Raw genomic sequence first — 14304 nt, 5'->3', positions numbered from 1 at the left:
TACGAAAAACAAGTATTCTATGACCAACGCCTTCCTGATTATTGATACGCAGTTCGATTTCTGTCATCCTGATGGGACGCTCTTCGTGCCGGGAGCCGAGCAGGATGTCGACCGAATGGCGGGGCTGATTCAACGGTATCCGGAAAAAATCGATCATATCGTCGTTACGCTGGACACGCACCACGTGCTGGATATCGCACATCCGCTGTTCTGGCACGACGCGTCGGGAAATTACCCGGCTTCATTCACGGCGATCAGCGGGGCGGATGTCGACAGTGGCCGCTGGATTCCCCGTTTCGAGGCCGAAAAAGCCCGGCACTACGTTCACGCACTGGAGGCCGAGGGTCAGTTTCAGCACCTGATCTGGCCGGAACACTGCCTGCTAGGATCGCGCGGGGCAGCGCTGCACGATACACTGCTGGCATCCCTGCGCGAGTGGACGCGCCTACGCGACCGCGACTACGTGGCCGTGCAAAAGGGACTGTACCCGCTGACCGAACACTTTGGCATTTTCCGGGCGCAGGTGCCCGACCCAGACGTTCCCGAAACGCAGTTGAATACGGCACTGATCGCCGATCTGAACCGCTTCGATGCCGTGTATTTGATGGGTGAAGCCAAATCGCACTGCGTCGCGAACAGCCTGAAACAACTGCTTGATTTTGCGCCCGAACTGGTACCAAAGCTGGTTGTCGTAACCGACTGCACATCCGACGTAACTGATCTCGGTTACCTTGCTGACCCAATTTATGCCGAAGCCCGACAGCGCAATGTGCGTTTTCTGACTTCAGACGCAGTTTTCAGCTGAAAAACCGTACCTTTTCGTCGTTATGGAGAAAACGTTGGCCCTCTTCCCGCTAAACCTGGTTGTTTACCCCGGCGAAGATCTGAATCTGCACATTTTTGAGCCGCGCTATCAGCAACTTGTCAATGAATGTATCGACGAGGAGCGCACCTTTGGTATCCCTTGTTTCATCAATAACAAGCTCCCCGGCTATGGTACGGAGATGCACGTGACGACGCTGCATAAGCGCTACCCCGATGGGCGAATGGATATCAAATCGAAGGGCGTTGGCGTATTTAAACTGGTCAATTTCGAGAATCCGGTGGCGGGCAAGCTGTACGCGGGTGGCGATGTTGAGCTGGTAACACCGGGCGACGGCTACAGCGCCCATACCAAAGCACTTACCGAGCGGCTCGACCACCTGTACGACCTGCTACAGATCGAGGTAGACTTTGACGCCAGCGATGAGAATTTATCCTACAAAGTAGCGCACAAGGTTGGCTTGTCCATCGATCAGGAATACGACGTGTTACAGCTTGACTCGGAAGCGGAGCGACAACTGTTCCTGATCCAGCACCTCAATAAGGTGTTACCCGTCGTATCGGACATGGAGCGCACCAAACAGCGCATTCGTATGAATGGCCACTTCAAAAACCTTGATCCACTTAATTTTTAGTTTTATAGTTGTAAAGTTATAGGGTTGTAAAGTTGCTATCCGGCGTCAGCCATGACGCGCCAGCAACCTTACAACCCTATAACTTTACAACTATAAAACTCCTTTTTATCCCTTCTCCTGCACCTCACCGATTTTTTTGGCTCGTTTTGGTAGCTGATCGGCCAATTGTTGCAGATTTTTGATAGGTGGACGCGGTTTTTCGGCTTCACCAATCAGGAACCCATACGGCTTGAGTTCATCGACAGCGTCGAAAATCACCTTGATAATTGCGGTCATTGGCAGTGCCAAAATCAGGCCGGGTAGCCCCCACACATTTTCCCAGAGCAACAGTACGATGATGGCGGCCAATGGGTTGATACTAACTTTCGAGCCGACAATGTAGGGGGTTATGAAGTTACCCTCCAGCATCTGCACAAACAGAAACAGCCCGATTACGGCTACGGCTTTCAGCGGATTATCGTCTGTAACCAGGGCGTAGGCCGCCGGCAGCAGCGACCCCAGCGAAATACCGAAGTAAGGAATGAGTACCAGACAGGCACCGAAGAAGCCGAAAAACACGGCGTAATCGATCCCGAGAATGAACAGGCCGACCGTCATCAGGGTGCCGATGATGAGGATAACCAGCACCAGCCCGGCCAGGTAATCTTTCACGACCGTATAAATACCTTCCATCACCGCGTCGATCTTCGATTTACGGGTATCCTCAAATGCTTTGTAGAAGAACGACCGGAAGAAGTCACGATACAGCAGGAAAAAGAAGCCAAACAGCAATACCAGAAATACGTTGGTGAGCGTACTGGTCGTGGCCAACAGTGTCGATGTGACAATGGTACCGCCCTCGGCCATCGCTTTGTTCAGGTACTTCTGCACTTCCGCGCCCTGCTGCCGGCGGTCGATGTTGAACCGCTCATCGGCAAACGTTCGTAGCTTATCGATGTAAACGGTACTGCGTTCAACGAATTTCGGAACGACTTCGGCGAAACCTCGTATCTGAATCGAGACAACATAAGCAAGGCCCAGCACTACGGCGAGGGCCAGAATCAGGCACAGAACAATCGACAGTACACGCGGTACGCCCCATTTTTCGAGTCGTTCCACAAGCGGAAACAACAGCACCGAAAACAGGATAGCGAAAACGAGCGGAATCAGGATGCCTTCGAGTGCATGCAATCCGTAGATGATGATAACCATCGAGATAAGGATGCTGCACAGTTTGGCGTAATACGGGAGATCAACGTTTTGTGATCGGTTGTTCATGGCAGGTAGTGTAAGCGTATACTATGCCCATAAACTGTTCACTCCCGTAAATCGTTACGATTTTGTGGCCAATTTAATTGAGCCGTCGCTACAAGTGACTTACTTATGTAGAAACACGCAGGACGCAGGCTGGCAAGCGGCTGCGCATCAATACCTTGACGGAAAGATTCTGAGTCGTAAGCTGTTAAGTTTTTGTTAAGGTTACGTTACTGATTCGTGACCTTGCTGATAAGCCATTTAACTTCGGGGCACCGACCGATTCTTAAGTACCATCGGTCCCCACCAACTCTGTGCTGTATGAGTGCTGGCAAAACTGCCCAACCACTTCATCGTATTCTGGTCGTTGACGACGATGCCGATATCGTCGAGATGCTGGAGTACAATCTGACTAAAGAAGGTTACGATGTACGCACCGCTACCGACGGGCGCAAAGCGCTCGATGTAGCCCGCACCTATCTACCTGAGCTTGTCGTGCTCGACATTATGATGCCGCATCTGGACGGTATCGAAGCCGGACGGCAGCTGCGCGAAATTCCGGAACTACGCCAAACCTATATTCTGTACTTGACAGCCCGTTCGGAGGAGTATTCTGAAGTAGCTGCTTTCGACGTAGGGGCCGACGATTATATCACGAAGCCCATCAAGCCCCGGGCGCTGATGAGCCGTATCAACGCGCTGTTCCGCCGGGAAGCGCAAAAGGCCGATCCGGGTGAGCAGATCATAATTGCCGACCTGTCGATCAACCGGAAAAACTACTCGGTCAGTCAGGGCGATAAATCGATCATTCTCCCCAAGAAAGAGTTTGAACTGCTATTTTTCCTGGCGCAGCACCCCAACAAGGTGTTCAGCCGCGAAGAATTACTACAAAAAATCTGGGGGGCCGACATCTACGTGCTCGAACGCACGGTCGACGTTCACATCCGTAAACTCCGCGAGAAAATCGGCGACACCCATATCCGCACGCTAAAGGGCGTCGGCTACATGTTCACCGACCAAAACGAGTAAGTTTAAAAGGTGAAAGAGCGAAAGAGTGAAAGAGCGACCGCATGGATAATCGCTCTTTCACTCTTTCGCTCTTTCACCTTTAATTTCGTGCTATGTCTCTCAGTCCCCGCGTTATTGCTTTTTTGCTGGCCTGCATGATTTCGGTCGTGCCGGTCATCTTTCTGACATTTGTCGACGACGTAACCAATAGTATGCTGTTTGTGGTGGGGCTTTCCAGCTTCGCCATTTCTTTTTTTCTGGTGCTGTACGCTATCGAACTGCTCGTGTATCGCGAGGTCGATAAGATGTACAAAACCATCCGACAACTGAAAATTCGGGACTTCAGCTTATCGCGAAAAGCCGTTATCCGCGACGATAATCCGTTCAAGAAGCTGAACGCTGAGTTCTTTGTCTACGTCACCAAAAAGCAGAAAGAGATCGACGAACTGAAACGGCTTGAGCAGTTCAGACGCGAATTTCTGGCCGACGTGTCGCACGAACTGAAAACGCCCATTTTTGCCGCACAAGGCTTTATCCACACGCTAATCGACGGGGCAGTCGACGACGAACGGGTTCGCGATAAATTTTTGTCGAAAGCCGCGAAAAGCCTCGACGGACTCGATGCGCTGGTGAAGGATCTGCTGGCACTTTCGCAACTGGAAACGGGCGAAATCAAGATGAATTTCGAGCGGGTCGATATACGGTCGATAACGCAGGAAATCTTCGAACAGCTGGAGGAGATTGCCGAAGCAAAACACACACAGTTGCGACTGCGCACATCGCTCCCCGGCCCCATTTGGGTAAAAGCTGACGATCAGCGAATTCGACAGGTGATGACCAACCTGATCGAAAATGCGGTGAAATACGGCAACGAGAATGGGCGGGTGCTGGTCAGTCTGGAAGAAGACAAAAAGCACATTATTATGTCGGTGCGTGACGATGGTCCCGGTATTCCGCCCGAACACCTGAGCCGGATTTTCGAGCGCTTTTATCGGGTTGAGAAGAGCCGTTCCAAAGACCGGGGCGGTACGGGGCTGGGCCTTGCCATTGTGAAGCACATCCTGAGCGCCCACAAAGCCAAAATCACGGTGATGAGCAAAGTCGATAAAGGCACCACCTTCCGCTTCAAGCTGGATAAGATGGACTAATGGTTTAAGGTTTGTGGTTCAAGGTTTAAAGTTCTTACGGCGACACAACCTTAAACATTAAACTTTTAACCTCAAACTATCAATCAGATCATTCGCTTCAGGGCGAAGGCGGCAACAAAAACCTGACCGCTACGCCGAACCAGCAACGACATCTCCCGTCCTTCCCCGCCCTGTAGTAGTTTGTATATATCGCTTATCGTCAGCTCTTTCGCCGAGCTTTTGTTGATAAATAACACTTCGTCGCCTTCGTGCAGACCGGCTTTTTCGGCAGGCGATCCTTCGGCAACATGACCGACGTAATAACTGCGAAACTGATCGCCTTTGGCGCGTAATTCGAGCCCACTCATGTCGTGCTCAAACTGCTCACGCATCATCTTCCGAACCGGCTTCATGACCATGTATTGCCCCCGGTAGTTGAACGTGACGTTGAACCGGCGCAGCAACTCGCAGCCCACATTGCCCTGCCGCTGCGGCATGTCGATTAGTTTGGCCCGGTAGGCGACACTGTCGGGAAACGACGCCAGGATATTTGCCAGTTCGTAACGCCCGAACCGCACTTTGCCGATGCGTCCCAGGCTGCCGTTGATAACCCCATTCAGACCCCGCCCCAGCTGCGCCCGGATCACCTTCTCCGGCAACGGCAACATCGACGCATCCTGCCCATGATTGAGCAACAGCGCGTGTCCAGCGCCGGTATCCAGCACCACCCGCAGCGGAGTTGATTTCTCACCATCGAAAACAGTCAGCGCATCGCTGTACACTTTTGTGTCCTGAATAATAATCGGCAACTGATCGCCCTGACTCTTCCGATAGCGGTATTTGTCGGGCTTCATCAGCGTGATCTCCCGCCGTTGAAAGTCGATGTTAACGACGAAATTTTCGAACACTTCGTAGCCAAAAATGCCGTGTATGGGCGTGCCGACGTACTCAGACAATTTCAGAATGTCTTCGTCGAGTATCACAATGTTGTGGTGATTGGCCCGAAGCGCACCCATGCTGAGCGTGTTGTCGATGGCGATACTAGCCATCAGGTTTGCGCCCTCCCCCGCCCCGCTTAGTTTAATCCGCCGGGTTTTGTTCATTGCGTGGCTCGTCAGCGCAGCCGGGTCGGTAATGATGGTGTGTCCAACGCCCGTATCGAGAATGAAGTTGAGCGTGTCAGAGCCGTTAATCTGTACCGGAACGATAATCAGATTGGAGTGTAACTGAAATGGTATCCGCGTCCATTTACGGTTCTGGCTTAAGAAGAAGCCGTAGCGGTCGCGGTCAGGCATGCGAGGGTCACTTGCACGTGTGGCCAGTCCGCAGCAAAGCAGTCCGATGACAAGTCCCAGCGTTTTCATGTAAATGTTGTTTCGTATTCGAATGTACTTATTTTTTATCCGAAAAACACAACTACAAAAGCGTTGTTTTCTAATTTTTCCGTAGAAATACTTGGGTATAGCCGTGGCGTGGCAAATTATGACCAGCGCTACCGGGCCGGTTTGGCTGAAAAGCCCTAATTTGGCCAGAAATTGCCCGTTTGCTTTAGGCTACAGGCCCTGTATGTACTTGTTGATGAATAAATTAACCCCTGAGTATGCGTAAGAAAATTGTTGCCGGTAACTGGAAGATGAACAAGACCCTCGACGAGGCAAAGGCTCTTTTGTCGGAGGTGATCCATATGGTGCAGGACGAAGTAACCAGCGATGTTACCGTTGTGCTGTGTCCGCCGTCGATCTACCTAACCACCGCCCGGCAGTACATCCCTACCGAAGGCCGAATCAAGCTTGGCGCGCAGAACTGCCACGAGAAAAAAGAAGGTGCTTACACCGGTGAAGCCTCGGCGCACATGCTGTCGTCGGTCGGCGCTGAATACGTGATACTGGGCCATAGCGAACGGCGGCAATACTTCGGCGAAACTAACGCGACGCTGGCCGATAAAGTAAACGTCGTGCTGGAGAACGGCCTGACGCCGATTTTCTGCTGCGGTGAATCGCGGGAGCTGCGCGAAAACGGCGATTACGTCGGCTACGTGAAAGGCCAACTGACCGACAGCCTGTTCCACCTGTCGGCGGAAGAGTTTGGCAAGGTTGTGATTGCGTACGAACCCATCTGGGCAATTGGTACGGGCTTGACGGCTTCGTCGGGGCAGGCGCAGGATATGCACTTTGAACTCCGCCAGCACATTGCCAGTAAATACGGCGACGAAGTAGCCCAGGATACAACGATTCTGTACGGCGGCAGTGCCAACGCAGCCAATGCCGCCGAGCTTTTCTCGCAACCCGACGTCGACGGTGGCCTGATCGGTGGTGCGTCGCTCAAATCCCGCGACTTTACGACTGTTGTAAAAGCGGCTTAAAAAAAGAGCGAAAGAATGAAAGAGTGAAAGAGCGATTGTCCGAAACCGTCGCTCTTTCACTCTTTCATTCTTTCGCTCTTTGACCTTCTATGAACGCGCAGGAATACGTACAGACGTTGCAGATGCAGAGCCATCCGGAAGGGGGCTATTTTGCCGAAACATACCGGTCGGCGGAGATGGTCGCGGGTGATGCGCTACCGGAACGGTTTGGCGGGTCGCGGGCGATGAGCACCGCCATTTATTTTCTGCTCGAAAGCCACCACATATCGGCCCTGCACCGGATTCAGTCCGACGAGGTGTGGCACTTTTACGACGGTGGCCCACTCGACGTATTTGTGATCGACCCCGCTGGCGAACTGTACATCATCCGGCTCGGGCGCGATCTGTCGGCGGGTGAGGTGTTTCAGGCTGTGGTACCGGCGGGATGCTGGTTTGGGTCGAAACCGGCAGTTGGTACGGCGTTCTCGCTGGTCGGCTGTACCGTCGCGCCCGGCTTCGACTTCGCCGATTTTGAACTCGCCGACCAGGAGGCATTACTTGCCGAGTTTCCGCAGCATGCAGCCGTCATCCGGCAGCTTACTTGAAGCTGACATTGCCGAAGCGTGACACAACTTTCACCTTCGTACCCGTTCCGGCCCCGACCTTGCCGACATACTGCTTCGTCAGTTTAGGCCCACGATTGTTGCTGTCATCAGGCTGTAGCGAGAAGTGCATCGCCGGGCTTGAGGTGTAGTTAAAATTGCCGTAGCTGACTGTCACGTTAAAATCACAGTCACCGCTATTGGCAATGGGCAGCGCCACCGATGAATACGACGATTCAATATTGACGTTATCGGCCGTTTTTGGCAATTGCTCAATCCGAAACCCACCGGAGAAACTCAGCCTGATCTTACCCGATTCGCGTAAGGTACCGATCTGCGCACCCGAATAGTCGATGTCGGCGTTTAACTTCCCTACGTCACCGATGCGCGTTTTGCCAAACTTATTGACGAGAGTAAGAATGTTGGCTTTGCTAAGCTCCAGGTCAGCGTAGGCCACTTCCAGCTTTGCCTGATCGACGGTGCGGATGTCGGCTTTCCCGTAGGCGATGTCTAAATCAGTATCGTTGTTGGTCAGGTCGTCGGCGGAGAAATTGCCGTAGCGGCTGTGTACCGTCAGCGGTGCATGAAACGTCGGGATACTCGTGTTGCCGAACTTGTTGCGAATACTCAGCGCATTCCGGCGGGGCATCGTAACGGTATAATTGATCTTAACGTAGTTACGATCACCGTTTTTGCGCCAACCGTTGAAATTCCAGTTCGAGATTGAACTCTGGCCAAAGTGGGTTTTCACCGCAATCTGGTTACCGGCCCGTTTGTCTTCAATCTCCACCGCATCCAGATACGACTGCGCTTTGGCCTCTGTACTGGCCCCGGCCATCACGGCGATCTCAACACGGATTTCCGGTTTATCCCACAATCCAACCGACACCTGTCCGAACTGATTATCAACCGTCAGCACGTCGTTGGCTGATACGTCGTACGATTTGATGATTGTTTTTTTACGCTCAACCATGTCGGCCCACGGGTCCTCGGCCCGTGCCAGCAGTGGCAACGCCACGAGCAGTACGCTATACAGGATTTTCATGGGTTTGCTGGTTGATACGCTGAATGACGCGCAGTTGCTCATTCAACAGGTTAATCTGAATCTGTAGATTTTGAATCATAGCCTGAATCAATAGTTCCTGGTTTGGATTCTTGGGCAAATCGGCTTTCAACGATTTGTAGGACCGTTCGAGACGGTTTAAGTCGGTTGCAAACTCTTCGTACAGAGCCGGATTACTTTCCGTCATCTGTCGCAGTTCCATCCGCTTTGTATCGATCAATCGAGTGTATTGCGCTACCTCCTTGGCGTAGGTCGGCCCGGCGGCCACGGCCACTTCGGGATGACTCGCGACACCATACCGATGATTCAGGAAGTACGCGCTACCCGCCAGCAACAGCACCACGACAGCCGCTGCCGCCTGCCAGTTTGTAAACCACTGCCCCAGCGTGCGGGTGTTCCGGTGAATCTGCGTGAAAGGCATGGCTGGGCTCATACCAGCCTGTTCGGGTTCAGTCGGTGCCGTCGGCGTCGAATCGGTCGGCAGGCCTGCGTCAGTTGATCCACCAAGCCCGGTGTTGATACGCTGCCACAGATCGGCGGGTGGCTCCCGGTCGTCAAAGGCTTCGCGGTTGTCGCGCACGAAGCGTTCTAAGTTATCTTTCTTCATCTGTTTTGTTGTTTACGCCAGCAAGGCCAGCAATCGTTTCTTCCCGCGCAGGTACTGCGTCCGGGAGGTTGTTTCACTAATATTCAGCACCGCACCGATCTCTTCGTGGTCGTAACCCTCGAACAGATACAGCGACAGCACAACGCGATACCCTTCCGGCAACTGTTGCATCGCCTGCCGCACCCGATCGACTTCGAATTGAACGCCACTTTCGTCGTAAGGTTCGGTGTCGGCCCAGTCACGCCCCTCGTCGTCGCCCACCCGCTGCGAGTCTAAATCGACCAGTTGCAGCCGCCGACTACGCAGGTGGTTGACCGCCCGGTTGACCACAATCTGCTTGAGCCAGGCCCCGAATGTACTCTGCCCCCGAAACGACTGAATGTGCGAAAACGCGTCGATAAAGGCTTCCTGCAACACATCTTCGGCCTCGGCATCATGATTGACGATGCGCAGACAGACGTTGTACATGGCCTTGGCGTACTGTTTGTAAAGGTCATACTGCGCCTGTCGCTCGCCCGCTTGGCAGCGTTTGACCAGCTCAGCATGGCGGTCCGGGTATGGTCTTGACTCGGGCAGGTTCAGCGGGAAGGTAGGTTAAACGTGTTTCAGAGCAAAGACAGCGGGCGTGCTGAAACGTTGCATCATCCAGCAAAAAAAGTGTGTATCTTGGTAAAAACGCACCAGAACCATGTACGAATCACCCTACCGATCCTCGTTCGAAGTCCACGACGACGGCACTAATTCTCCGCTCGATCATCAGCGGGCCATCAGCAAACTCACCTTTGGATTGGGATTTCTGTACTACAAAGAAGGTAAAATTCAGCTTGAACCGCTCCCGGAGACACCGATCAACGAAGGACCGGGCCATGCCGTGCCTGACGTGTTGATGTATGACCCTGTCGCGGAGGATACCAAAATTGTTATCGAAGTGTGTCAGACAAACGGACAGCGTAACGACCTCCGCAAGATCATCCGCCTAATCGAAGACGATGATTACGGTATTCTGGAAGGCTTCGTCTACAACTATAAAACCCGCGCATGGCTTCGCTACCGCAAAGGCGACGGCGGGACGGCTACCGCATCATCGTACTCCGAATTGATGGGTGTCGATATGGGAGAAATGGTGTAGGAACTTACGCAAACAAATCCGAGACAATAAACTGAAAATCGGGCAGCAGTGGTGCCGCCGAAACAACTGTATCTCCCTTGTATGATTTCGATTCATCGGCGGACGTGTACACCACGATTTTCCGACTGACGGGGAGTATGTACCAGACCAGTACCGCCCCGGCGTCGAAGTAGTCCTGCACTTTTTCTGTCACATCCTGAAACGACTCCGATTCCGACAGGATTTCGATGGCAAACTGAGTACGCTGCCGAATTCCCTCCCCCGTTTCTAGAATTTGCGCGAGTGTGAAATAAGCCAGATCAGGGCGACGCTTACGGATATCGTCGACGTACGAATCCATTTCTGGCGTCAACTCATCCCCCTGCGCATAGGCCATCGTCGTCACAAACAATCGGGTCAGGAATTTCAGAATTAAATACTCGGCTTGCTTCATTTCTTTCTTTTCAACAATACGCCCCCGGACAAACTCGTAGCTGCCTTCGTGGGCATACTGCTGCTGCCACTGCTCAAACTCATCGACAGTCCGCAGATTTGTCGGCAATACGGGGGCTGGTGTGGCTAGTTCAATCATGGCTTTTCTGACGTTGGCTCCTCTCCAAAGATACCCATTTTCAATCGACCCCGAGCAAATTTTTCCTTAGTTTTACTTGTTATAAGAGGATAGAAGCGACTCGAATGGTTGATTATATTTCTGGATTGAATGACCCCCAGCGGGAGGCCGTCATGCACGGCGGTGGACCGCTTATGATTATAGCCGGTGCCGGTTCAGGGAAGACGCGCGTACTGACTTACCGCATCGCTCACCTGATCGAAAACGGCGTTGACCCCTTCCGTATCCTCTCGCTGACGTTTACCAACAAAGCTGCCGGCGAGATGCGGCACCGGATCGAAAAAGTAGTCGGCACCGAAGCCCGCAACATATGGATGGGTACGTTCCACTCGGTGTTTGCCAAGATTCTGCGGATCGAAGCCAAAGCGATTGGCTACACCAGCAACTTCTCTATCTACGACACCGACGACTCGAAATCACTGCTCCGCAGCATCATCAAAGAGATGGCGCTGGACGACAAAGTGTACCGCGCTAACAACGTGTTCGGGCGGATTTCGGGTGCGAAGAACCGGCTCATCGGCCCCGATGATTACATCAATAACGCCGTAATTCAGGCCGACGATGAATCGGCCCGGATGCCGCACATTGGCCGAATCTACAAGCAATATGCAACCCGGTGTTTTGCAGCCAACGCGATGGACTTCGACGATCTGCTGTTCAACACCAACGTGCTGTTCCGCGATCACCTGGACATTCTGAACAAGTACCAGCACAAGTTCCAGCACGTGATGGTCGATGAGTTTCAGGATACCAACGTGTCGCAGTATCTGATCACGCGCAAGCTGGCGGCCGTTCACCAGAACATCTGTATCGTCGGCGACGACGCGCAGAGTATCTACGCGTTCCGGGGGGCCAACATCGAGAATATCCTGAACTTCCAGCGCGACTACGGAAAGGAGAACGTTAAGATCGTGAAGCTGGAGCAGAACTACCGTTCCACCGATACCATCGTGCAGGCGGCCAACTCGATCATCGCCCGCAACAAGAATCAGCTCGAAAAGCGGGTGTTCACCGCCAACGAAGCAGGGCCACTGATCGAGGTTATCAAAGCGTCGTCGGACAACGAAGAAGGGCGACTGGTGGCCAGTTCGATTTTCGAGACGAAGATGAACGAGTCGCTGGTCAACAACGACTTCGCGATTCTGTACCGCACCAACGCCCAGTCGCGGGCGTTCGAGGAAGCCCTGCGCAAGATGAGCATCAAGTACCGTATCATCGGCGGTCTGTCGTTCTATCAGCGCAAAGAAATCAAAGACCTGATCGCGTACCTGCGCTTCACGGTCAATCAGCAGGACGAGGAAGCATTCAAGCGAATCATCAACCTGCCCAAGCGCGGCATCGGCGACACGACGATTGCTAAGCTGAGCGTGATCGCAGCCGAGAATCAGGATTCCATCTGGGGCATCGTATCCGACATCGGCAAGTTTATTACGGGCCGGTCAGCAATTGCAATTGAAGGCTTCGCCGATCTGATTAAGAGTTTTATGCTCCTGATCGATCAGAAAGACGCCTACGAAGTGGCTTCGCACATTGCTAAAGCGTCGGGGCTGCTCAAAGAATTATACGACGACAAAACCGTCGAAGGCTTGGCCCGGTACGAAAACGTACAGGAGTTGCTGAACGCTATCAAGGAGTTTGTTGACAGCCCAGACAATGACGACAAGAGCCTGAGCGCGTTCCTGCAATCGGTATCGCTACTGACCACGGCCGACGAGAAAGAGGAAGACGGCGACAACGACAAGGTGACGCTGATGACCATCCACGCGGCTAAGGGGCTGGAGTTCAAAAACGTGCATATCGTCGGGCTTGAGGAAGATCTTTTCCCAAGTCAGATGATGCTCGAAAGCCGTAACGATCTGGAAGAAGAACGGCGGCTGTTTTACGTTGCCATCACCCGCGCCGAGAAGCGACTAACGGTATCATACGCCGAAACGCGCTACCACTTCGGTCGGCTGAAAATGTGCGAGCCCAGCCGGTTCCTTATGGAAGTCGACCAGAAATACCTGAAGCTGTCGAAGCAGCGGTCGGCACCAAGCCGGATGGACTTCGACCGCCCGGAGCGGGACCGCAGCGAAAGCACGTCGACAGGATCGATGGCGTTTGTGCGGTCGCTGGCGCAGAAAACGGCGCAGCGGCAGGCTCCCCAGCCCACCGTTACCCACACGCCGTCCGCCGACTTCGCCCCAACCAGCACGGCTGAACTTGCCGCCGGTCAGCGGGTCGAGCACGCCAAGTTTGGGTTTGGCACGGTCAAGACCGTCGACGTAAATGGCACCGAACGCAAGGCTACGATTCAGTTTGAAAAAGCAGGTGAGAAAGTGCTGCTGCTTAGCTTCGCCAAGCTGCGGGTGGTCTGAACTTTGATTTTTTTGATTTACGGATTGCGCTGATTGTATGAACACGAACGAGATAGCAAGTCCCCGATTTACGCCTGGTTCCGTACCCGTTGCCGAACAGGTAAAAATTTATTATTCCGCTGACATCAATGCAGCGGGTGGAATCGACGCATTCATGAAGCAAATCGGAAGTGACCAACCCAAATCGCTTCCGGCTCTCACCTTCTCCGTAGAAGAGTGGGATCAAATGCTTGACTTTATCCATTAACTAGTCGCCGTGTTTCAGAATTTGTAGCAGGTTTTATTAAAGAGAAGGCTCTTTCTATGAAGACATTACAATATCGGTTGATTCTGACGCCGGAACCTGAAGGCGGCTACACAGTAAAAGTGCCTGCGATTCGAGGCTGTATTACGTATGGAGAAACGGTCGAAGAAGCCATAGCAATGGCTAAAGATGCCATAGAGGGCTGCTTAGAGGTACTGGCCGAAGAAGGACAACCTATTCCACCGGATGATAGCCGGACGCTGGAATACTCCCTGAGCCTGACGACCGAATTGGCATGAATCTTTCCCCAAAACGGCTTATAAAAATTCTGGAAGCAAACGGGTTTTACCTCAAGCGTATGGGTAAGGGTAGCCATCATATCTACTATAATTCAGACAGCCGTATTACGGTACCTGTGCCCGTTCACGGCAAAGACATGAAAAAGGGCACATTTCTTGGTATCCTCAGTGATGCTGGAATCGATACATCCACACTGGACCAGTATTGATTTTGTTGCGGCTGACAA

General features: G+C 52.9%; 17 protein-coding genes. 11 read left to right on the top strand and 6 right to left on the bottom strand.

Annotation, left to right across the window (positions count from 1 at the left end):
- Positions 1-19: 19 nt before the first annotated feature.
- Complete coding sequence (locus HH216_RS07265; RefSeq protein ID WP_169550187.1) at positions 20-805, top strand: cysteine hydrolase family protein; 786 nt, start codon at positions 20-22, stop codon at positions 803-805.
- Positions 806-827: 22 nt separating this feature from the next.
- Positions 828-1457 (top strand): LON peptidase substrate-binding domain-containing protein, encoded by a 630-nt coding sequence (locus tag HH216_RS07260; protein ID WP_169550186.1) that lies wholly within the window; start codon positions 828-830, stop codon positions 1455-1457.
- Positions 1458-1562: 105 nt separating this feature from the next.
- Here HH216_RS07260 and HH216_RS07255 read toward each other — a convergent pair whose 3' ends face one another.
- Positions 1563-2714, bottom strand: coding sequence for an AI-2E family transporter (locus HH216_RS07255; RefSeq protein ID WP_169550185.1), 1152 nt, complete (start codon positions 2712-2714; stop codon positions 1563-1565).
- Positions 2715-3011: 297 nt separating this feature from the next.
- On the opposite strand from HH216_RS07255, the gene HH216_RS07250 reads away from it, so the two are divergent.
- Together HH216_RS07250 and HH216_RS07245 are read left to right on the top strand one after the other, a co-directional pair.
- Complete coding sequence (locus HH216_RS07250; RefSeq protein ID WP_169550184.1) at positions 3012-3719, top strand: response regulator transcription factor; 708 nt, start codon at positions 3012-3014, stop codon at positions 3717-3719.
- Positions 3720-3811: 92 nt separating this feature from the next.
- The gene (locus HH216_RS07245; RefSeq protein ID WP_169550183.1) at positions 3812-4846 is read left to right on the top strand and encodes a sensor histidine kinase; all 1035 of its coding nucleotides are present in this window, start codon (positions 3812-3814) and stop codon (positions 4844-4846) included.
- A gap of 83 nt (positions 4847-4929) precedes the next feature.
- On the opposite strand, the gene HH216_RS07240 is transcribed toward HH216_RS07245, so the two are convergent.
- Positions 4930-6189, bottom strand: a complete 1260-nt coding sequence (locus HH216_RS07240; RefSeq protein WP_169550182.1) for an aspartyl protease family protein — start codon at positions 6187-6189, stop codon at positions 4930-4932.
- Positions 6190-6425: 236 nt separating this feature from the next.
- Between HH216_RS07240 and tpiA the strand changes: the two genes are divergently transcribed.
- Together tpiA and HH216_RS07230 are read left to right on the top strand one after the other, a co-directional pair.
- Positions 6426-7187, top strand: coding sequence for a triose-phosphate isomerase (gene tpiA, locus HH216_RS07235; protein WP_169550181.1), 762 nt, complete (start codon positions 6426-6428; stop codon positions 7185-7187).
- An 89-nt stretch (positions 7188-7276) separates the two neighbouring features.
- Entirely contained in the window at positions 7277-7771 is a 495-nt protein-coding gene (locus tag HH216_RS07230; protein WP_169550180.1) for a cupin domain-containing protein, read from the top strand.
- Here the strand turns inward: HH216_RS07230 and HH216_RS07225 are convergent.
- From HH216_RS07225 to HH216_RS07215, 3 genes are read right to left on the bottom strand one after another with little or no spacing between them, the layout of a single operon-like run.
- Positions 7764-8813: a DUF4097 family beta strand repeat-containing protein gene (locus HH216_RS07225; RefSeq protein ID WP_169550179.1), complete on the bottom strand. Its 1050-nt coding sequence runs from the start codon at positions 8811-8813 to the stop codon at positions 7764-7766. The genes HH216_RS07230 and HH216_RS07225 overlap by 8 nt on opposite strands.
- Positions 8797-9438: a hypothetical protein gene (locus tag HH216_RS07220; RefSeq protein ID WP_169550178.1), complete on the bottom strand. Its 642-nt coding sequence runs from the start codon at positions 9436-9438 to the stop codon at positions 8797-8799. Before HH216_RS07220 ends, HH216_RS07225 begins: the two co-directional genes overlap by 17 nt.
- A 12-nt stretch (positions 9439-9450) precedes the next feature.
- The gene (locus HH216_RS07215; RefSeq protein ID WP_169553294.1) at positions 9451-10014 is read right to left on the bottom strand and encodes an RNA polymerase sigma factor; all 564 of its coding nucleotides are present in this window, start codon (positions 10012-10014) and stop codon (positions 9451-9453) included.
- 112 nt (positions 10015-10126) lie between these two features.
- Here HH216_RS07215 and HH216_RS07210 point away from each other — a divergent pair, with 112 nt between their 5' ends.
- On the top strand, positions 10127-10567 hold the full coding sequence (locus tag HH216_RS07210) for a hypothetical protein (RefSeq protein ID WP_169550177.1): 441 nt from the start codon (positions 10127-10129) through the stop codon (positions 10565-10567).
- A 4-nt stretch (positions 10568-10571) separates the two neighbouring features.
- Here HH216_RS07210 and HH216_RS07205 read toward each other — a convergent pair whose 3' ends face one another.
- Positions 10572-11138 carry a Uma2 family endonuclease gene (locus tag HH216_RS07205; RefSeq protein ID WP_169550176.1) on the bottom strand — a complete coding sequence of 189 codons (567 nt, stop codon included), beginning with the start codon at positions 11136-11138 and terminating at the stop codon, positions 10572-10574.
- Between the two features lie 104 nt (positions 11139-11242).
- Between HH216_RS07205 and HH216_RS07200 the strand changes: the two genes are divergently transcribed.
- Genes HH216_RS07200 through HH216_RS07185 form a run of 4 tightly spaced genes read left to right on the top strand, consistent with a single transcriptional unit; the run spans position 11243 to position 14286 of the window.
- Positions 11243-13534: an ATP-dependent helicase gene (locus tag HH216_RS07200; protein ID WP_169550175.1), complete on the top strand. Its 2292-nt coding sequence runs from the start codon at positions 11243-11245 to the stop codon at positions 13532-13534.
- 37 nt (positions 13535-13571) lie between these two features.
- Positions 13572-13781 (top strand): hypothetical protein, encoded by a 210-nt coding sequence (locus tag HH216_RS07195; RefSeq protein ID WP_169550174.1) that lies wholly within the window; start codon positions 13572-13574, stop codon positions 13779-13781.
- Positions 13782-13837: 56 nt separating this feature from the next.
- Positions 13838-14077, top strand: coding sequence for a type II toxin-antitoxin system HicB family antitoxin (locus HH216_RS07190; protein ID WP_169550173.1), 240 nt, complete (start codon positions 13838-13840; stop codon positions 14075-14077).
- Positions 14074-14286, top strand: coding sequence for a type II toxin-antitoxin system HicA family toxin (locus HH216_RS07185; RefSeq protein ID WP_169550172.1), 213 nt, complete (start codon positions 14074-14076; stop codon positions 14284-14286). Before HH216_RS07190 ends, HH216_RS07185 begins: the two co-directional genes overlap by 4 nt.
- The last annotated feature ends 18 nt before the right edge of the window (positions 14287-14304 follow it).

The organism is Spirosoma rhododendri, assembly GCF_012849055.1.
GTDB lineage: Bacteria > Bacteroidota > Bacteroidia > Cytophagales > Spirosomataceae > Spirosoma > Spirosoma rhododendri.
Note: the sequence above shows the minus strand (reverse complement) of the source record. Positions and strands in the feature narration are given on the sequence as shown.